The organism is Pedobacter sp. WC2423 (assembly GCF_040822065.1).
In the GTDB taxonomy this organism is placed as follows: Bacteria; Bacteroidota; Bacteroidia; order Sphingobacteriales; family Sphingobacteriaceae; genus Pedobacter.
In genome coordinates this window covers 2,484,017-2,506,163 of record NZ_CP162005.1, presented here as the reverse complement: position 1 = coordinate 2,506,163, position 22,147 = coordinate 2,484,017, and the positions used below count along the sequence as shown (strand labels likewise).

General features: G+C 39.3%; 13 protein-coding genes. 12 read left to right on the top strand and 1 reads right to left on the bottom strand.

The window, feature by feature from the left end:
- The first annotated feature begins 1 nt into the window (after window position 1).
- From AB3G38_RS10045 to AB3G38_RS10020, 6 genes are all read left to right on the top strand, one after another.
- Entirely contained in the window at window positions 2–2,395 is a 2,394-nt protein-coding gene (locus tag AB3G38_RS10045) for a DPP IV N-terminal domain-containing protein (protein WP_367868352.1), read from the top strand.
- Window positions 2,396–2,616: 221 nt separating this feature from the next.
- The gene (locus AB3G38_RS10040; protein ID WP_367868351.1) at window positions 2,617–2,922 is read left to right on the top strand and encodes a DUF6660 family protein; all 306 of its coding nucleotides are present in this window, start codon (window positions 2,617–2,619) and stop codon (window positions 2,920–2,922) included.
- A gap of 137 nt (window positions 2,923–3,059) precedes the next feature.
- Entirely contained in the window at window positions 3,060–7,439 is a 4,380-nt protein-coding gene (locus AB3G38_RS10035) for a CusA/CzcA family heavy metal efflux RND transporter (protein ID WP_367868350.1), read from the top strand.
- 19 nt (window positions 7,440–7,458) lie between these two features.
- Complete coding sequence (locus AB3G38_RS10030) at window positions 7,459–8,658, top strand: efflux RND transporter periplasmic adaptor subunit (RefSeq protein WP_367868349.1); 1,200 nt, start codon at window positions 7,459–7,461, stop codon at window positions 8,656–8,658.
- 132 nt (window positions 8,659–8,790) lie between these two features.
- Window positions 8,791–9,141: a DUF6660 family protein gene (locus tag AB3G38_RS10025; protein WP_367868348.1), complete on the top strand. Its 351-nt coding sequence runs from the start codon at window positions 8,791–8,793 to the stop codon at window positions 9,139–9,141.
- 57 nt (window positions 9,142–9,198) lie between these two features.
- Window positions 9,199–11,382, top strand: coding sequence for a TonB-dependent receptor (locus AB3G38_RS10020; RefSeq protein ID WP_367868347.1), 2,184 nt, complete (start codon window positions 9,199–9,201; stop codon window positions 11,380–11,382).
- 48 nt (window positions 11,383–11,430) lie between these two features.
- Here AB3G38_RS10020 and AB3G38_RS10015 read toward each other — a convergent pair whose 3' ends face one another.
- On the bottom strand, window positions 11,431–12,579 hold the full coding sequence (locus AB3G38_RS10015; protein ID WP_367868346.1) for an acyltransferase family protein: 1,149 nt from the start codon (window positions 12,577–12,579) through the stop codon (window positions 11,431–11,433).
- 296 nt (window positions 12,580–12,875) lie between these two features.
- Between AB3G38_RS10015 and AB3G38_RS10010 the strand changes: the two genes are divergently transcribed.
- The 6 genes from AB3G38_RS10010 (at window position 12,876) to AB3G38_RS09985 (ending at window position 21,638) form a co-directional block, all read left to right on the top strand.
- Window positions 12,876–13,790, top strand: coding sequence for a helix-turn-helix domain-containing protein (locus AB3G38_RS10010; protein WP_367868345.1), 915 nt, complete (start codon window positions 12,876–12,878; stop codon window positions 13,788–13,790).
- Between the two features lie 181 nt (window positions 13,791–13,971).
- A complete protein-coding gene (locus tag AB3G38_RS10005; protein ID WP_367868344.1) occupies window positions 13,972–15,222 on the top strand; it encodes a cation:proton antiporter in 1,251 nt (416 codons plus the stop codon).
- Window positions 15,223–15,492: 270 nt separating this feature from the next.
- Window positions 15,493–16,422 carry a glycerophosphodiester phosphodiesterase family protein gene (locus AB3G38_RS10000; protein WP_367868343.1) on the top strand — a complete coding sequence of 310 codons (930 nt, stop codon included), beginning with the start codon at window positions 15,493–15,495 and terminating at the stop codon, window positions 16,420–16,422.
- Between the two features lie 155 nt (window positions 16,423–16,577).
- Entirely contained in the window at window positions 16,578–17,471 is an 894-nt protein-coding gene (locus tag AB3G38_RS09995) for a helix-turn-helix domain-containing protein (RefSeq protein WP_367868342.1), read from the top strand.
- A 22-nt stretch (window positions 17,472–17,493) separates the two neighbouring features.
- Window positions 17,494–18,555 (top strand): carboxymuconolactone decarboxylase family protein, encoded by a 1,062-nt coding sequence (locus AB3G38_RS09990; RefSeq protein ID WP_367868341.1) that lies wholly within the window; start codon window positions 17,494–17,496, stop codon window positions 18,553–18,555.
- Between the two features lie 2,144 nt (window positions 18,556–20,699).
- A complete protein-coding gene (locus AB3G38_RS09985) occupies window positions 20,700–21,638 on the top strand; it encodes a hypothetical protein (RefSeq protein ID WP_367868340.1) in 939 nt (312 codons plus the stop codon).
- The last annotated feature ends 509 nt before the right edge of the window (window positions 21,639–22,147 follow it).

Genomic DNA, 22,147 nt, shown 5'->3' with positions numbered 1-22,147 from the left:
GATGGATCAAATTGATGTACTTAGCAAAAGGGCTTTTCTTCTCTTTAAAAGCAAGCATACACTGGTATGGCTAATCTGTTATACGCTGCTGGCTATCCCTGCAGAGCTGTGCGCTCAGGTACCTGACTTCGCTGCTGCGGAAAAGTTTGATGCACCGAACCTGCAAAAGCTGATGGGAACTACGCAGGTGATCCCTTTTTTCTTAAAAAAGAGCAATCGGTTCTGGATGACAGCAGAAGATCTGCTTGCAAAATCATCATCAGGCAAGAAAATGTCATCGGTGCAGGTGCAGGTGCAAGTGGAAAATACTTCAGTTGAAAGGCAATATTTTCTGGTAGATATGGACAGGAAAGAGAAAAAGCTGCTATTCAATAAAAGTGTAATTCTGGCCCGGCTCGCAAAGCTAACTGGTAAGCCTGTTGAAAAACAGCGAATTGATTATACTGGTGATTTTTCTGAAGATGAAAAGACCGTCAGTATCAATTATGATGGGATCAGGTATGATTATGCTTATCAGCAGGAGACATTGGTTCAGCATGTAGCGCAACAAAAATCAGCCCCTGTTTATCTGATAGGGAATAGCTCACCTGATAAAAAGTGGCTGATTTATGCCCGGCATCATAATCTATATCTTAAGAAAACATCAGGAACAGCAGATCTTAAGAAAACAGCAGATACTGCTAATCTGAAGAAAACATCAGGAATAGCAGATACTGCAGCGCGTGCACTTTCTGCTGATGGCGCTGCACATTTTTCGTTTTCTATTAATGATGAAGATGAGTTTGCCGGTAATAACACAGAAACAGATGCCGTATGGGCAGATGACTCCAGGAACTTTTATATTTTGCGGAAAGATACCAGACAGGTCGGGCATATGACAGTTATCAATTCATTGTCTGCGCCAAGGCCTTATGTAGCCACTTATCCCTATGAGTTACCCGGAGATCAATATGTAGCACAATTTGAATTGTTTATTGGAAATACTGCTGCAAAGACCTTAAAAAAAGTAGACATTGCACGCTGGCCTGACCAGGAAGTGAGTCTGGTAAGGAACGGTATCCTTAGCAATGGGGAAATCCTGCTGGTTCGCAAAAAAAGAAGCCGCGATGAAATGGAACTGTGTGCTGTTGATTTAAATACCGGTAAACTGCATGTGCTGATCAACGAGGTCAGTAAGCCATTTATCAATGAAGATTTGTTTAATGTATCAGTGGTCAACGGTCGGAAAAATATTTTATGGTGGAGTGACCGTACGGGTTGGGGACAGTATTACCGCTATGATTTAAATGGAAAACTGCTCAATGCGGTCACTGCCGGAGAATGGACTGCAGGTAAAATTGCTGCTGCGGATGATGCGAAACAATGCCTTTACTATTATGGCTACGGGAAAGAGAAAAACTGTAACCCTAATTATGCTTTCGTTTACAAAGTCGGTTTTGATGGAAGGAAGGATAAACTACTGACTCCTGAAAATGCTACCCACGCTGTTTTTATATCGCCAACCAAGGCGTATCTGGTGGACAACTATTCTGCAATAAACCTGGAGCCAAGATCAGTAGTTAGAAATAATGAAGGTGGATTTGTGCAGGAAGTGCTAAAACCAGATTTTGGTCAATTGTATACCTACGGATGGAAGCAGCCGGAGATGTTCACCGTTAAAGCAAAAGATGGCGTCACAGATCTTTATGGACTAATGTGGAAACCTTATCATTTTGATCCGGATAAAAAATACCCTATCATCTCACAGGTCTATCCTGGTCCCTTTACAGAAACGGTGTGGAACGAATTCACCGTACTTGACCGTTATAACAATACCTCATTGGCACAAACAGGATTTATAGTGGTCGTAATGGGGCATCGTGGAAGTTCACCTTACCGGAAGGCCAGTTATTATAAATTTGGTTACGGTAATTTAAGGGACTACGCTTTAGAAGATGATAAATACGGCCTGGAACAATTAGGTGCACGTTATCATTTTATAGACATGAACAAGATTGGTATTTTCGGTCATTCCGGCGGTGGGATGATGTCTGCGGCCGCAATATGTACTTATCCCGATTTTTACAAAGTAGCCGTTTCTTCATCGGGCAATCATGACAATACCATTTATAACCGTACCTGGGGTGAAAGTTACCAGGGATTTGATCGGCCCGTTGCTTTAAATCAGAGTCTGGCTAAAGATCTGAAAGGACATTTACTATTGGTTTCAGGCGAATCTGATCAGAACGTAAACGTAGCCAATACCTATAGAATGGCAGATGCACTGATCAAGGCTGATAAAGATTTTGATTTGCTGATCCTGCCGGGTCAGAGCCATACTTATGAAGAACCTTACAAAACCTATTTTCAAAAACGTTTAAGAGCGTATTTCGCGAAATATTTACTAATTAAATAGTAAATCAGTAATTAAAGAGCAGACCAGTAATTTTACTATTCAGCAGGCTTTAATTAAATATAGCTGTTCCTCCTATTAAAAATAGCTGTTTTTCATTGCGAAAAACAGCTATTTTTAATAGGAGATTTTTTTCTAACGCTTTAATTGAAACTGCAATTGGATTGCATAGTTTGATTAAATTAGGTGATTAGCTGATTTCTTTATTACCTTCGTCTTAGTATATGAGATTATTATCATTCATAGGGATCGTATTAGTGCTGGCTCTTAATTTAGTGCCATGCGGAGATGCTATAGCCAGTTTGAATGGTAGCTCCAAAATTGAGCAGGCGCATCATTCAGAAAGAAACAACGATAATTGCAGCCCTTTTTGTAATTGTGCTTGTTGTGCTACTGCTTCGGTAATCAAAGATGCTTTAGTAATTTCTACTCCTTTTGCTGAACATTTACCTGTACTTGCGGTACATTTAACAGGAAAGTTCATTACTGTCAATCTTCCGATCTGGCAGCCACCACAATTGATTTCTTAACCATCTTTATTTTTCTATACGTGCCTTGCGCATGCTATAGGTCATTATTATTATTTAATAATTCCATCAATGCTTTTATCAAGGATTAGCTGATTCCGTTTGGGAATTATTCTTTGATATCTCATTATAAATAAGATATGCTAAGTAAGCTCATAAAATTTTCCATTCACAATAAATTGGTGATTGGTCTGTTTACCCTGGCGCTGATTGCGTGGGGGGTATATTCACTGAAACAATTACCTATTGATGCTGTGCCGGATATTACCAATAACCAGGTACAGGTGATCACTTTAAGCCCTTCTCTTGCTTCAGAAGAAGTAGAACGGTTAATTACCTTTCCCGTGGAACAAACGATGTCTACCATTCCGGAAATCGAGCAGGTACGTTCTATTTCCCGCTTTGGTTTATCTGTAGTGACCATCGTTTTTCATGATCATGTGGACATCTACTGGGCGAGACAACAGGTCAACGAAAAGCTCTCCGAAGCGAAGAATAATATACCTCAGGGAATCGGGAATCCGGAAATTTCTCCTATCTCTACTGGTTTAGGGGAGATTTATCAATATGTAATTCATGCAAAACCGGGTTTTGAAAAGACTTATGATGCCAGGGAATTAAGAAGTATTCAGGATTGGATTGTCAGAAGGCAGCTTTTAGGAACGCCTGGAATTGCTGAGGTGAACAGTTTCGGTGGGTTACTTAAGCAATACGAGATCGCTTTGGATCCCAATAAACTGAATAGTTATAACTTAAGTATCAGTGATGTATTTAAAGCACTGGAAAGAAATAATCAAAATACAGGTGGGGCATATATTGATAAAAAGCCCAATGCCTATTTTATCCGTAGTGAGGGATTGGTTGGGAATATAGAAGATATTAATAAGATTGTAGTTAGGAATACCAGTTCGGGCCTTCCTGTTTTAGTCCGTGATATCGCAAATGTACAGCTGGGAAATGCGATACGTTATGGTGCTTTAACCAGAACAATGGCAAAAAGTCATGGGGAGGCGGTTGGCGGAATCGTAATGATGCTGAAAGGCTCAAATGCCAATGATGTAGTTAAAAAGGTCAAAGAGAAGATTGCAAGGATTAATAAAACACTTCCAAATGGTATTGTTGTGGAAGCGTTTTTAGACAGAAGTGCTTTGGTAGACCGTGCAATTGGTACGGTGGCAAAGAATCTGATTGAGGGAGCGCTAATTGTCATCTTTGTATTAGTCTTGTTCCTGGGGAATTTCCGGGCAGGTGTCGTAGTGGCATCCGTGATCCCATTGGCAATGCTATTCGCTATTTCCCTGATGAATGTGTTTGGGGTTTCTGGTAACCTGATGAGTTTAGGAGCTATCGACTTTGGGTTGATTGTAGATGGGGCAGTGATTATTGTAGAGGCTACAATGCACCTTTTGGGCGCAAGTCAGCTGACCCGGAAAATGACACAAGATGAAATGGACCAGCAGGTAGAACAATCTGCTACCCGGATGATGAGCGCCGCTGCTTTTGGACAGCTTATTATTTTGATTGTATATCTGCCGATTCTTGCATTGGTGGGTATTGAGGGTAAAATGTTTGGCCCAATGGCTCAGACTGTTTCCTTTGCTATTTTGGGTGCATTTTTATTGTCATTGACTTATGTGCCGATGATGTCTTCTTTGTTACTGAGTAAAAAGCCAGTTGTTAAAAAGAATTTCTCTGACCGGATGATGGATTTCTTTCAGAAGTATTATACACCGTTAATTACGGGTGCTTTGCGTAAACGTATAACAGTTGTTGTTTTATCAGTTGTTTTACTGGTCATCAGTATCTTTTTGTTTACCAGGATGGGAGGAGAGTTTATTCCTACTTTGGAAGAGGGTGATTTTGCTGTGGAAACACGTTTATTGACCGGAAGTTCATTGAGTCAGACGATTGATAAGGTTAATCAGGCATCAAAAATCTTATTAAATGAGTTTCCTGAAGTGATAGAAGTGATTGGTAAAGTCGGTTCTGCTGAAATTCCAACGGATCCTATGCCAATGGAAGCTACTGATTTAACGATTATACTGAAGGATAAAAAGGATTGGGTCACTACAAAATCCAGAGAGGAATTAGCTGATAAAATGGCCGCAGCACTGGATAAGGTTACTGGGGTTACTTTCGGTTTCTCCCAACCGATTCAGCTAAGATCTAATGAACTGATTTCGGGAGTGAGACAGGATATTGGAATTAAAATATTTGGAGATGATCTGGAGACCCTGACAGCTATTTCTCAGAAAATAGGGAAAATTGTGACTACTGTTAAAGGGGCAAAAGATTTATACCTGGAGCAAGCTACTGGTCTTCCGCAAATTGTGGTGAAAATCAACAGGGATCAGCTGGCACGTTATGGAATAGATATTGAAACCGTTAACCAGACTATTAATTCTGCTTTTGCGGGACAGTCGGCAGGATTGGTTTATGAGGGGGAAAGAAGGTATGATATGGTGGTACGTTTATCTGAGCAAAACAGGCAAGGGATAGATGATGTGAAAAACATCTATATTTCTGCGCCTAACGGGACTAAAGTTCCATTGATCCAGTTGGCTTCGGTCGAGTTCAGGATCGGCCCAAATCAGATTCAGAGAGAGGATACTAAACGCAGAATCATTGTTGGGTTAAATGTTCGTGGTCAGGATATTGCCACTGTTGTTGGAGAGATTGAGCAAAAGGTAAACGAGAAAATTAAATTGCCTCCGGGTTATTATATTACTTATGGTGGTCAGTTTGAGAATCTTAAAGCGGCAAAACAGCGTTTGACAATTGCTGTCCCGGTAGCATTGTCGCTTATTTTATTATTGCTGTACTTCTCTTTTGGATCAGTGAAACAATCGGTCTTGATTTTTTCTGCTATTCCGATGGCTGCTATAGGTGGCATATTCGCGCTGTTATTGCGGGGCATGCCATTCAGTATCTCTGCTGGGGTTGGCTTTATTGCTTTATTCGGTGTGGCCGTGTTAAACGGGATTGTGCTGATCACTGAGTTTAACAGGTTGAAAGCTAGCGGGATCAGCAATCTCAGGGAGATTGTGTTGAAGGGTACAGCGCTGAGATTAAGACCTGTATTAATGACAGCGACAGTGGCCTCACTGGGTTTTCTTCCGATGGCACTTTCTACTGCTGCGGGCGCCGAAGTACAAAAGCCACTGGCTACTGTAGTGATCGGAGGCTTATTAACTTCTACAATTTTAACTTTACTCGTTTTACCTGTGTTATATACTTATTTCGAAAATTTCAAAAAGGGCAAAAAGGAAATTACAACTGTAACGGTTGCTTTGCTGATTGGTTTATTTTGCATGCCGTCAAAAATGATGGCACAAAGCCCGGTAAACAGCAGGGTTATCACTGTGCAGCAAGCTGTAGAAATTGCATTGGCTAACAATCAGTCGGTCAAGTCTTCTCAATTGCAAATCAGTAAACAGCAGGCCATTCAAGGTACTGCATTTGATTTGGGGAAGACCAACCTGAATTTGCAGTACGGACAGTTCAATAGTATCAAAAGAGATAATAACATATCAGTGCAGCAGAATATCCCATTTCCGGGATTGATTAAAAACCAGCGTAATTTATATGATGCGCAGGTCCGCAGCAGCGAGCTAAATCTTTCAGTGACACAAAACGCACTTATTCGCCAGGTAAAGAGTATTTATGCACAATTAAGTTATTTTAAAGCGCTTCAAAAGTTGTATAAAAGCCAGGATTCTATCTTCAGTAATTTTCTGAAAGCATCTTCTCTGCGCTATCAGACTGGAGAAACAAATATGCTGGAACGTACTACAGCCGAAACCCAATTGAATGAAGTGCGTAATCAGTCGGAAAAGAATAGGGCTGATATATCAATTTATAGTGTTGAATTACAACGGTTGCTGAATACAAAGGAGATGATAGATGTAAGCAGTGATTATTTGAAGAAAGAGAACTGGAATCTGATTGCTCCTGATAGTCTGGCTAATACTTCTTTGTTGGCTTTACAACAGCAGCAGGTAGAAATCGCTGATCAATCTTTAAGGGTAGAGCGTGCAAAGGCAGGCCCTGATTTTACAGTAGGTTATTTTAATCAGTCGATTATTGGCAGTCAGACTATAAATGGACAAGATCGGATTTTTAGTGCAGGTAAGCGTTTTCAGGGGATACAGGCAGGTATTTCCATCCCGATATTTTATAAGCCATTTGCAGGGAGGATTAAAGCTGCTAAAATAGAGAAACAGATTGCGCAGACTGAGTTCAGCTTATTTCAAACTAATCTGCAAACTCAATATAAGCAGGCCGAACAGGATTTGCTGAAGAATTCACACAGTGTTGATTATTATGAGAAAAATGCTTTGCCAAATGTCAATCTGATACTGAAGCAGTCACAAATTGCTTTTCAAAGTGGTGATATCGGCTATCTCGAATTTTCACAGGCTTTACGGACTTATTCTGATATCCGGTTTAGCTATTTGCAAGCAATTAATCAATATAATCAATCGGTTTATACACTTCAGTATCTGATTGACTTAAAATAATTTAAAAAACGATATACGGATGAAAACAAGAATTGAATTCAAACAGGCTATTTATATACTTTCTTTTGCTATGGTTGTCCTTGCTTCCTGCGGGAATAAAAAAGTAGCAGAAGATCATACGGCTGCTGCTACTGAAGCTCCGGTGAAGGAAGACGCAAATACAGTGGAATTGAGTGCTGCGCAATATAGAACTAGCGGTGTTACCTTGGGAAGGGTAGAGAAAAAATCAATCAGCGGAGTCCTGAAAGTGAATGGGACGATAGATGTCCCACCTGAAAATCTGATTAGTATCACTACACAAATGGGTGGGATTGTGAAATCTACTCCGTTGCTGCAAGGGTCAACAGTAAGTAAAGGGCAGGTTATTGCTGTACTTCAAAATCAGGAGTATGTGCAGTTACAGCAGGATTATCTGGAAAATAAGAGTCAGCTTGAATTGGCAGATTCTGAATATAAAAGACAGCAGGAATTGGCGAGGCAGAATATAAATGCACAGAAAGTGCTACAGCAAGCCAAGTCCCAATATCAAACGATGTTATCCAGAGAAAGTGCTTTAAGAAAACGTTTGATGCTGATTAATATCAATTCAGCTACTTTAACACCGGCCAATATCCGGAGTACAATTAATATTTATGCACCAATAAATGGCTATGTGACCAAGGTAAATGTAAACTCGGGCAAGTTTGTGAGTCCGAATGATGTGATGTTTGAGATTGTAAACAGTGCAAATTTACATGTGGAACTGAAGGTGTTTCAAAAAGACGTAGATTTAATTAAGAAAGGACAGAAAGTTCGTTTTTCGTTACAAAATGAGGCTGAAGAGCGTGTAGCCACAGTTACGTTGGTGGGTAGGGAAATTAATGAAGATAAGACAGTTACCGTTCATTGTGTGGCGAATACGCAAAGCAGAAACCTGATACCGGGAGCTTATTTAAATGCATTGATTGAAACCGGAACTGAAGAGGTAAATGCTTTACCAGAGTCTGCTATAGCTGATTTTGCAGGAAAGAAGTATATTTTTATCGAGACTGGGCAGCGCAAAGGAAAAAATGCTGAGCTTAATTACCATTTTCAGCTTTTAGAGGTCACAGTTGGATCGGCAGCTGCAGGATATGTTGAAGTTGAACTTCCTGAAAGCTTCGATCTGACCGGTGCTAAAGTGGTGACTAAAGGAGCATATGATTTGATATCAAAGATGAAAAATAGTGAAGAAGAGTAGCCGATAAGTATTTTATAACAGCTGATGTGTCCATAGCCAATATTGTCTGTGAAAATTACAATTACATTCGCGCGTTTTTGTTGAGCATACAGCGTAATGAAGGAAGTTAATTAATCAGAACACTTAAATAATATGTTTTCATATTACCAAATTCAATACTTTTACAAGGTGAAGTTCCTGACGCTGCTTTTATCCTTAATTGTACTGACACTAACTATTGTGCCTTGCTGCGCAGTGGAGAAAGAAGATTGTACGGAGCAGATTTCTGTAAAAACAGCTCAGCAAACAGAGAAAAATGAAGATTGTTGCAAGGATTGTTCTCCATTTTATGTTTGTGGTACTTGTGTTGGATTTACGATAAGCAATTCATTAGCACCCACATTTGTTATCTATTTAAGAGCTGTTAAACATGATAGTATTTATCTGACTGTAGAACTTCCTCAAATTCATGCTGTTATCTGGCAACCGCCACAATTAAGTTAATACTTTATTGCAGCCATTTAAGGCTGATTTTATTGGGATTACTTAATTATAAAACACATGATGAAAAAATTAACTGTGCTTATAGCTGTACTGTTTTTTACGGGAGCAGCTTATGGTCAATCTATATTTAAAGCAATCATTAAGGACGCGAAAACTAATCAGGTCATTCCCGGGGTTACGGTGAAAATTGTAGGTACAGGCATTCGTCTTTTGTCTGGAAATGATGGATTTATCTTTTTAACTCCTATTCCGCCTGGTAAACAGTTAGTCCAGTTTAGTTCTGTCGGTTTTAAAACCAGAACTGACACTTTATCATTTCCATTAGCACAGATTGCACCCATGCAGATTGCATTGGAGTCTGCGGAGAAAGACGAAGAATTAGATGAAGTCGTGGTTTCTGCGACCAGAAGTGGGAGAACTATCGAAAATATTCCTACACGGATAGAAGTTATTGCAGGAGAGGAACTAGATGAAAAGGGAAATATGAAACCTGGTGATATTCGTATGCTGCTTGCCGAGAGCACAGGAATTCAGGCACAGCAAACTTCTGCTACAAGTGGGAATGCAAGTATCCGTATTCAGGGACTTGATGGAAAATATACTCAAATTATCAGGGACGGTTTTCCGCTATATGCGGGATTTTCTGGCGGATTAGGATTGTTGCAGATTGCACCGCTGGATTTACAGCGTGTTGAAGTTATTAAAGGTTCATCTTCTACTTTATATGGTGGTGGAGCCATTGCAGGGCTTGTGAATCTAGTCTCTAAAAAGCCAGCTGATGAACGTCAGCTTAACTTTCTTTTAAATGGTACTTCTGCTCTGGGACTCGATGCCAGTGGCTTTTATGCGCAGAAGTTTAAAAAAGCAGGTGCCACTATTTATGCCGCTTATAATCATGGGAGTGCTTATGATCCTGCGAATACTGGCTTAACAGCAATACCGGAATTTAACCGCTTTACGTTGAATCCTAAACTCTTTGTCTATTTAAATCCGGGTACCACAATTACTGCCGGGCTGAATACTACTGTCGAAAAACGTATTGGTGGTGACCTCGAATATATCAAAGGCAATGGTAATGCTCAGCACAGCTATTTTGAAGAAAATAAGACACAGCGTTACAGCACTCAGCTTGAATTGGATCATCAATTAAATGATCGTGAAAAATTGGTATTCCGTAATTCTGTGGGTTATTATAACAGGAGTATTGGTTTACCGGATTATCTTTTTTCCGGTGTACAGCTTTCTACTTATAGTGAAGTGAATTATTCCCGTAAAGGAAAAAAAGCAGATTGGGTAGGGGGGATTAATTTCCTCTCAGATCACTTTAAAGAGGATAAAAACACCAGTGCTGCACTGAGAAGTTACCAGTATACTACCATCGGAGGCTTTGTTCAGAATACCTGGAATCTGACAGATAAATTTATAGTGGAATCTGGTATCCGGAGTGATTACCACAATGAATATGGTTTCTTCTTTTTACCAAGGATCTCTGGTTTATGGAAGATCAATGAACACATATCAACCCGTTTAGGTGGTGGATTAGGTTATAAAGCTCCTACTGTATTCACAGAAGATGCTGAACGTATTCAATTTAGAAATGTATTGCCAATTGATGTAAATCATACGAAAGCCGAACGTTCTTACGGGGCCAATTATGATATCAATTACCGGACAATATTATTTGATGACCAGATAGGGTTCAGTATCAATCAGCTATTTTTTTATACGAAGATTAATAACCCTATTTTGCTTACGCCTACTGCAGGTGGTGATTTAACTTATATACAGCCAAGCGGAAATCTGGATACAAAAGGGATGGAAACCAATGTGAAAATTTCTTATAGTGACTTTAAACTATTTGTAGGGTACACACTGGCTGATGTTAACCAGCAAACTGGTGATCATGCAACAGTCTATCCGCTGGTTTCCAAACATCGTTTAAACCATGTCCTGATGTACGAGGTGGAAGAAAAGTGGAAAATTGGAGCAGAAGCTTATTATTTTAGTAAACAAAGGCTAAATGATGGGACAACAGGTAAAAGCTACTGGACAGCCGGATTGATGGCTGAAAAACTCTGGGAAAGATTTTCCATCTTCATTAATTTTGAAAACCTGACAGATACACGTCAGACTAAGTTTGATACGATTTATACAGGTTCTGTAACTGATCCGGTTTTTAAAGATATTTATGCTCCTGTTGACGGATTAGTCATTAATGGGGGAATAAAATTTATTCTATAAAAGAATAGTGCCTGATCAGAGATAATGACCTGATCAGGCACGTTATATTTATTTCCCCCAAATACGGTTTATAAATCTCCGGCTGGGACGTTCCACCCATTGATAAGTAATATAAGAGATCATAATGAGCAGGATCAGATAGGTTACGCAGTATAAAACTCCGCTTGAAAAATCAATATTCTGTTTACCTCTTCCTATTCCTGTAATCCCTGGCAAATAAATACCATGTGAAAATGGTTCTTGCAGAAAGATCTGCATGAGATAAACTGAATAAGAAATATCTCCCAGGAATTGCGGGATTTTCCGGTTGCAGAACTTTGCGATTTTACCAGTATTAGCTGTAAAGCTAAGTACCAGCATAGCGAACAACAAGACTGGGAGACTATCATTAAGTGCAAAATGCATAGACATAATGATCGCGAAAATTATAAGCAGCGCAGTTATATCATGGGACAAAGCTTTTCTGACAGCGCCCAATTCGTAAAGCAGGTATACAAGAATACCAGTTGTAAATCCAGCTATTCCACGGATATATCCATAATCAAAAGTCGTATTCAGGTTATGAGGGACTGGAATAGCAGGATTTATAGGGTTTTTTCGCGGAAGCAAGTACATAATGGAATAATATGCAATTACGATAAGCAAGATCAAAATGATAACAGAAATGGCTTTTTTCTTGTTAATACATAAGGCAATGATTGGAAAAAGCAGGTAAGCAGCCCATTCGGCACTAATGCTCCAGGAAGGGATATTCCAATTATAGATCTTTGTAAAACCAAAGGAATGGAGCAGGAAAATATTCGGTAAAATGTCAGCTGGTTGCTCAAGGATAATTGGAGGATTACCCCAATCGGTAAGCCAGCGCACAAGGACTACGAGCAGCAAGAGTGAAAACAGGTGCAAAGGATAAATTCTGGCAAACCTGGCAACAAGAAAGTTTTTCAACGATTTTGCCTGGATCTTATCTTTAAATTGGCTGTTATATACATGCAGCATGATAAAACCACTCATGATAAAGAACAGATCTACCATCAGGTAACATTTTTCGAAAAACATAGATTGTGCAGCAGGAACAAACCTGGCAACAGCCATTTCAAAATGAAAGACTGCGACTAATAATGCTGCAATTCCACGTAAGGCTGTTAATGAAGAAAGATACTCAACTTTATGGGCTGTGATCTGAGTGGTTTGATTCATATGGGGTTTATAGCTGGTTATAGTCTTTCTTCTTCATTATTCAGGAGATTTTAAAAGTTACGGTATTTTTCTTCCAGAATATAGAGCGTGTCGCTGAGTGATCTTATTAAACATAATTGTTACAAAAATAGCTCGCTATATAAAAGCTTTTGGAAGCACACATCATACGGTCTGAAGCTTAGGATAGTGAGACTGGAATTAGGGTTAGTTTTTTGCTGAAAGGCCAAAAAAGTGTTCTGATTTAAATCCTTGCGCTCAGATTTTTTTTCTTAGTTTGTAATATTGAAGATTTGAACATGGCTAACCAACAAATACAACGTATAAAATCCATCAGCGAATATCACCGGCTCAGGGGCCTGCATCAACCTGAGCATCCATTAATCAGCTTGATGGACTATGCGGCCATGAAAAATTCACCCGACAACAACAAAATAAGCTGGGTATATGATTTCTATTTCATTGCCTTGAAGAAAAATATGAATGCCAAATTCAAATATGGCCAGCAGGATTATGATTTTGACGAAGGTGTTATGTTTTTTATTGCTCCGGGACAAGTTTTCAGGATTGAAGTGGTCCAGGATGCCCCGGATAAATCAGGATGGATGTTATTGATCCATCCTGACTTTTTATGGAATTTTACACTGGCAACCACTATAAAAAAATATGAATATTTTAGCTATTCTGTTCATGAGGCTTTGTTTCTATCAGAAAAAGAAGAGGCTGTAGTTTCGGGTGTTATCCAAAACATTCAGCAAGAGTATCATGCTAATATTGATACATTCAGCCAGCAAATTATCATTTCTCAAATCGAAGTGCTGCTGAATTATTCCCAACGTTTTTATCACCGCCAGTTTATTACCCGCAGAATTGCAAATCACAAAGTTCTGAATCAACTGGAAGCTTTACTGGATCAGCATTTCAGCAGTAATGCGATGATCGAAGGACTACCTACCGTTCAATATATTGCGGGGCAGCTTAATCTTTCCCCTGATTATTTAAGCACTATACTGAAAGTAACTACCGGTCTTAATACGCAACAGCATATACACGAAAAACTGATAGAAAAGGCAAAGGAAAAACTAGCGGGCACTGTGATGTCTGTAAGCGAGATCGCTTATGAATTAGGATTTGAACATTCACAGTCCTTTAGCAAGTTGTTTAAGTCCAAAACCAATCTCTCGCCAAAGGAGTTCCGGCAATCCCTGAGTTAAGGATCGGTTCAGGAGTTTAGAAGACTTTAAAAGGGATGGGGGGTAAGCTTAAAAATATAGTGTTCAAGGGGCACTGGGCTGAGGGAAATATAGCGCAATAGTAATCATTGAGTAATATCCATCCGGTTTCTCCCAACAATCCTTAAAATTTACTGTTGTCCCTTGTAAATTATAAAAAAGAATGGAGCAATATCTGGTTATACTTACAATTATAGGAGTAGGAATTCTTGGAATGGCCTGGATGCCCTCTTTTACTGCCAAAACCAAGATATCCTATTCAATCGTTTACCTCCTGATCGGTATGCTGCTTTACAGTATTTTTGATTTCCTGCCTGCTCCGAACCCAAGAAAACATGGTGAATTTACGCTTCACCTCACAGAACTGGTACTTATTGTCTCACTGATGTGCACAGGGCTGAAAATCGACCAGAAATTTTCATTCAGGACATGGATAATTCCGTTCAGACTGATCACCATTACCATGTTCCTTTGCATCGCAGCAGTTGTAATAATAGGTATCTATTATTTTAAAATGCCGCTATCTACTTCAATATTACTTGCTGCAGTGCTTGCACCTACCGACCCTGTATTAGCGACCGATGTGCAAGTAGGAGACCCCAATGAACAGGACCGTGACAATGCTAAATTTTCCCTTACTGCCGAAGCTGGTTTTAATGATGGCATGGCCTTTCCGTTTGTATGGCTTGCCATTGCGTTGGCCATGACCTCAGGAGGTGACACCTCCTTTTTAGTTACCTGGGCATTGAAACATGTGTTTTACCAGATTATTGTTGGTATACTTTGTGGATTCTTACTGGGTAAATTATTAGGTTATATACTCTTTACACTTGCTGAGAAATACGAAAATTTCGTCACTCAAGATGGCTTTGTGTCTGTCGCAGCAACGCTGGTTGTGTACGGTGCTACTGAAATTACTCATGGATATGGATTTATTGCTGTATTTGTTGCTGCAATCACACTTAGAGCTTACAAAAGAGATCATAAATATTATAATCGTTTGCATGCATTTTCAGATCAGATTGAAAGAATCCTTGTCGCCATTATGCTGATTCTCTTTGGAGGAAGTCTGGTACGTGGGATTATGAACAGTCTGACCTGGCCAATGGCAGCATTTGGGATTGTCTTTATCTTTGTTATCCGGCCATTGTCCGGGCTGATTGGGTTAATCGGCACAAAACTCAAAATCCAGGAGAAACTGGTTATCAGTTTCTATGGTATTCGTGGAATGGGATCTATTTATTATCTGGCTTTTGCTTTTGGAACTACCTTTTTTAAAGATCAGGATGCCCTTTGGTCAATTATAGCTTTTATTGTACTCATTTCTATTGTTATACATGGCATTACTGCTGGCTTTACCTTTAGAAAGCTTGAGCAAGTATTGCCTGAGGACAATGAAATAATTGCCAGATAATTCTTACTCAAGCTTTAAATTAATAGTTTGTTTGACCAGGGACAGTTTGATTCCGGGAAATATTCTTCATTGTTGGTTATTGAGTCAAAGCAAAGATAATTATAGAAACTGATTGTAATTTTCTGGAAGGGGATGTCTGGTTTTTAATCAGATGATAATGATATATTAATATCAATTCTACCACATATAGACCAGCGCTGCTTACTTTTGCGGCGAAGGAAGAATTGTCTTTTATTGTTTATATCGTTTCCTTCTGGTCAAATCAAAAATATGAGAAAATTAAAAAATCTGAAATCTGCTTTATTCTTATCCGTTGCAATGGGTACAATCCTGGTGTTTGTGAGTATGAAAACTATTGTGCCCCGATTGAAACCGGGCGTATTTTATACTGTAGGTCATCGTGGTACACGTGGTTTGATGCCTGAAAATACTATTCAAGCGATGAAAAAAGCAATTGATCTGGGTAGTAATACTATAGAATTTGATATACATATCACGAAAGATGGTCAGGTTATCGTATACCATGATAACTCGTTTAATCCTGAATATACGCTTTTGCCGGGCGGTAAAGAATTTACTGAAGCAGACCGTAAGCAGTATACCTTTTACCAAATGAATTATGCAGATATCCGCAAGTTTATCATCGGTGAAAAAAAATATTCGTCTTTTCCACAACAAAAGCAAGTGGCGTGTTATACACCTCTTCTAAGTGAATTGATTGATTCTGTAGAAACATATACCAAAACCAATAAACTTCCCGGAGTTAATTATTTGATAGAGATTAAGTCTAATCCGTTGACTGATGGTTTTGAACAGCCTGTCCCTGAGATTATGGTAGATAAGATGATGGCTGTAATCAATACCAAAGAAATAAGTAAAAGGTTTATCATCCAATCTTTTGATATACGTCCGTTAAAAGTAATGCATCAAAAATATCCTGAAATCCCTGTGGGGCTATTAACATGGGACCGTAAAATCAGTATGGCTGAAAATCTGTCTAATATGGGATTCAGTCCTGATTTTTATAATCCTCACTATGGGATGGTTACTCCGGAGCTAATTGATTCCTGCCATAAGAAAGGTATGCTGATAGTTCCGTGGACAGTGAATGAAATTGCTGATATGCAGCGGATAAAAAAGCTTAAAGTGGATGGGATTATAACTGATTATCCAAACTTTTTTTCTGATCTTTTGAAGTAAATAGCTGCCGCTGATACGATGTTATTTCAAGGGTTATGCAATCACTTGCTATTTGTTATATATATTCCTGTATCACTTACCAATATTCCTGATTAGCTGGATGAAGTGATCTTTTAGCAGATTCTTATCGTAATTTTGATGTAGAAGATTTGCTAATGAAACCAATAACGAAGCTTGAAAGTGTAACTCATTTTAATGAAGAAAGGGGGCAGGAAACTCTCCACCCCTTAGTTACCTTATTAGATCAAACCCAATCAAATCCAATAAGGGTACACCGCTTCTTATCAGATCTGTACATTGTTTTTTTTAAGCATGAAAAATGTGCTGACATAATCTATGGTCGCAGTCCATACGATTATCAAGAAGAATCGCTTCTGTTTATAGCACCAGGTCAGCTTGCGGGTTTTGAGGAGGACGGTACAGTGATACAGCCTAACGGCTGGGCCCTTGCTTTTCATCCCGATCTGATCAGAGGAACAAATTTGGGAAAGACGATGAGAGACTACCATTTTTTCTCTTATGATATTCGGGAGGCATTACATGTTTCTACCAGGGAAAAGCAAATTTTACTAGATTGTTTCGGGAAAATAAGAGATGAACTTGCCCATCCTACAGACAAACATAGCCGTAAGCTGATCGTGAGCAATATTGAATTGCTGCTAAACTATTGTGAACGTTTCTATGACCGGCAATTCATCAGCAGAGCGTATGTTAATAAAGATGTTTTAAATAAGTTCGAGGAGTTAATCGACAATTATTTTATCACAGATCAGCGATTAGCGGGCTTTCCAACTGTTGCTTACTGTGCTGAACAACTTCACTTATCTCCCAAATACTTTGGTGATCTCATTAAAAAAGAAACAGGACAGTCTGCGCAGGAATACATACAAAATAAAGTAATAGCTATTGCTAAAGAAAGGATATTTGATACCAGCAAATCTATAAAGGAAATTGCTTATGAAATGGGCTTTAAATATCCTCAGCATTTCACCCGTATGTTTAAGCAGCATGCAGGACAATCACCACAAGATTTTAGATCATTAAATTAATGATACACATAAACTCAATCCAATGGGAAAAGTTACTATTTTTCACTTAACAGTTGCACTCGTATTTATAGTATCTGTATCAACAAGTAAAGCACAGAAAAAAGATAATCGCATGGCGGCATTAAATACACATCAGCAAACCTTAGCTGCAATAGCAGCGCTAACCGCAACTGGAAATTTGTCAGAACTGAAATCTGCTTTGAACAACGGACTCGATGCAGGTCTTACTATCAATGAAATAAAGGAATCACTTGTACAATTGTACGCCTATTGTGGTTTTCCCAGAAGCCTGAATGGTATGAGTACATTGATGACCGTGTTAGCAGAAAGAAAGTATAAAAATATAAAGGATCTGGAAGGTAAAGACGCTACACCTGTAAAGGATAGCAATAAGTATCAATCGGGAAAGCATAATTTACAGCAATTGACAGGAGTTGATGAGAAAGGGCCCAAAACCGGAGTTAATGCTTTTGCACCAGTAATTGACGTTTTTTTGAAGGAGCACTTATTTGCTGATATCTTTAACCGTGATGTTTTGAATTACCGCCAGCGGGAGTTTATTACTATTTCAGCATTGGCCGCAATGCCAGGAGTAGAGCCTCAGTTGAAAGCTCATCTATTGATGGGTAAGAACACAGGTATAACTGATATACAGTTAGCGGATCTTGCCAATGTGATAGAAATAAACGCTGGCAGAACACAGGCAAATATTTTAAGAAGGCTGATTGATAAGCCTGAATTACCTGTCGTACAGTCTGATATGATGGTGAGGATATCTGAAATAGAAATTCTTCCAGAATATCTTGAAGAATATAAGCGTATTCTTCAAGAGGAATCATCACAGTCTGTGAAAATTGAGCCTGGTGTAATTTCGATCCTCCCGATGTACCAGAAAGAAAATCCAGCGCAGTTCAGGCTTTTGGAGATCTATGCCAGTGCGGCTGCTTATCAATCTCATTTGCAGTCAGCGCATTTCAAACATTACAAAACTAACACCTTAAAGATGGTGAAAACATTGAAGCTGGTAGATATGGCTACGCTGGATCCTGAAACGATTGAATTCATCTTTGAAAAACTAAAGTAAAACTTTAATTTTTATTCAGCAGCAAGACTGGCTCACTTTTGAAAATGTTCCCTAAGCCTCCTGATAGGCAGATATCGGGTAGCTCTTGTTTGGTGGAAAGTTTTATCACAACATCATAAAATTTCTTAGATTACCTGATTTATAATCGATAATATGGTCGCTGTTCCAACTTTTTAACGGGTCATGGCTTTGGCGCTTGAAACTGCTGTTACAATTGCGCCTTTGGCTACTGCATGATTAAAGTTAAAATTAGGTGTAGATAGTTGGACATCTTTTAAGTTGAAGATTCGAGCAAAGCATTCTCAGAAACAACCTTCTTGTATTGTTCGTACAATGCTTTCGGGATCAATCGTAAATTCATTTTTCCATATAGTTTTTCCTTTGAGAAAAGGGATTAGCTTCGCTGCGCTCGCTGATCCCTGGAGGGGGGCTTCAAACAGAAATGCGCTCGCTTCGCTCATACGCATTTTTTGGTTTAAGACCAGCCTTGCACGGATCAATACCAAAACTTGTGGGCTGAATTAAATGGATCAAGTCATAAACTTGTGGATTAGGGATTAAATTTCAAGTTTTGGGTTTGATATTTTTTGAGTTCAAAGCTGATGGTTACGATTCTTTAATAAGCTAATTACTTCCTGATTTTATAGTTCAATTTATCAGTATTAAACGCTCCTGATTACTTTGATAAGAGATCGGCCAACGCTTCAGCGGAATTCTCAGGGAGAGGAAAGATCCTTATTTTTCCAGGCTTGCTACTTTGACGAAAGTTCTCTGATGTCTTTTCGGTTTCTATTGATTGTTTCATTATGCCCAGTACAGAACTTTTGAAACAACCTGTACGCCAAACTGCTGCTTTAAAAATGAAATCGCCCAGGATTCCCTTTGAAAATTTACCCGTTAAACTTCCCATAATAAATAAATACCTTTCCACCAATGTAAGCTATTCGCGTTAAAGATTATCCTGATGCGTAAAAAATGGCCGTAATTGTCCGCAGCTGTCTGCAATTGTCCGCAGTTGTCCATGGGTTAGTCAAAGGGGAAATTATAATTTCATTAATCTTCAACTAGTTATGGTTTGGTTTTGCCTGAGTGGTGGTCGGGGTGACATCAGGTTGAGAACGGGCTTTAACTATGGCAAGTCCAAGTCATTTCAACTAGTTGTTTTGACTTGGACTTGCCATGCTCTCGCGTTACTTTAGCACTGCTCTTACCCTAACGAGTACCCGACCAGTACTCAGGCAGTACCTGGGCGATATAGCTTTATTAGTTAGCTATTTTGAATTTATTTACGAACAGCCCGGCCTTGTTTCCCCTGAGTCATTCCCATGCAAATGGAAAGCTTTCAGCGCAAATTCCAGCGGCATAAGAGCATCCGTGAGAGCAAAGACTTGCTGTTGAGCGTGTCAAAATTTATGCTTAAAAAAGAGCCTGCTCCACAAGTTTATGACTTGATCCCCTTGCACTGAAGGAGTGCAGAACTGGCTTTAAACCAATAAATGCTACTTATCTTCGATAAGCAGCATTTATGTTTGGTGGAGGAGAGGGGATTCTAATAGAACACCTTTAAGGGATATTTGAGGTTTTAAGACAGATTTTGGGTAAATAAAGTTTCGTCGGTTTCTTCATTCAAAAAGTAAAGAATTCTAAATCAAAAGTCTGCCTTTAAAAGTAAGATAGCATTTTGAATCGCTTTAAGATGCAGTGACATATGCGGAACATATTATTAGCGATGACTTAATATCCTTTAACAATCTTATTATAAGTAGGCAATTCGTTTCAGATATGAATTTACGTCCATTTGGGGGAATGCATACTTCCTGAATTGAATCTCATTATATATTACGTCTTCAATTAAATCTATTCATGAAAATCGACATCCAGAAATGGCTGGATCAGGCCTTTTACACCTCAAATCAGTAGGATGCAAATCACAGGAAAAATGTTTTAGATAGCAGTGAAATATTTCTTTAAATGACGGCTAAATAATATTTTTATTAATAATTTAAGTTTAAATTATTTTATGAGCAATTTTGGCATATTTTTAGATGGTATTTTCTAATAAAAAAGTCAATAAATTATGAAAATTAAAAATATAATACTCAGAAGTAATCTAGCCGTTGATTTCCATATATCAGAAAGGCAGCATGGAAACTAAAATGCCGGAACTCAGTGGTTACAGCGTTGTTTCTGGGGTTGTCCGCTACAATGATCTCAGCTATTTGATTGTTGCACACGACGACGATCTCAGGATGGGTTACTCAGATTCATCGATACTATTCTGTCTCGATCAGGGAACCTGGTGTGCCGATGCAGTGCCATGGCTTGGCTGTTCTGAAACGGTTTGCCATGTACCTAACGAACGTTACCTGGCGCTGGGCACTGATGGATCGGTAGATGTCAGTGGTGGTGGTACTCAAAGTAAAGAGCTCATCGCAAACTGTGGAGTAGACTCAAGGAAGCGCGGACCTCTTCGTGAAATACGTGGTATTGCAAAAGGTAGAGCCTATGCTGTAGGAACTTGTCGTCAGGCCTATGTTCGTGAGGACGAAAATCAATGGAGATGCATTGACGAGAGTGCCCAGGTTGGTGACACCCCGATCACCGATACCAGCTTCGAATCTGTTGACGGGTTTAGCGAACAGGAAATTTATATGGTCGGTTGGGAAGGTGAAATCTGGAAGTATGACGGTTCCGTCTTCAGTCAGCAGAACAGTCCGACCGAGCTGGCACTCTACAAAATTCGCTGCGCACCAGACGGTTTTGCCTATGCCTGTGGCCAGCTCGGAACATTGCTTCGGGGACGTAATGATCAATGGGAGCTCATTGAGCATGAAAGCACCGAAGAAGACCTCTGGGGTATGGAGGTTTTTAACGGACAGTTATACGTTTCTTCTACCAATTTCGTTTATCGGTTCGAGGATGGTAAGCTCAATCCTGTTGATTTCGGGGATGAATTCGTACAGACCTGTTATCTATTGAGTGCCGCTGATGGGATCATGTGGTCTATAGGAAACAAGGATGTAATGGAATTTGATGGTTCGAACTGGACGAGGCGTCTGCGAATTGATTATCCGGATGTCTAAGCCAGGTAAACCGTTGGCATTGTCTTTCTGATCTGTCATAGAATAATTTAAATCTAAGCAGAATTTTAAATTCATGAAATTACAATAATGAATGTGAAATGTGGGTTGTGTTTTTAACTATAAGCGAATAAATTATGAAGACTAAAAATATAATATTCAGGAGTAACATATGCCTGCGGCCAGCTCGGAACCTTGCTTCGGGGACATAATGATCAATGGGAAGTGATTGAGCATGAAAGCACCAAAGAAGACCTCTGGGGTATGGAGGTTTTTGACGGACAGTTGTACGTGTCTTCTACCAGTTTTGTCTATCGGCTCGAGGAGGACAAGCTCTTACCCGTTGATTTCGGGGACGAGGTAGTGCGGACCTGTTATCACCTGAGCGCGGCCGATGGAATCATGTGGTCCATAGGATCCAAGGATGTAATGGAGTTTGATGGTTCGAACTGGAAGCGGTGTCTTCAAATTGATTAATCAGGCTGTCTAAACCAAGTAACCCTTTGCCATTG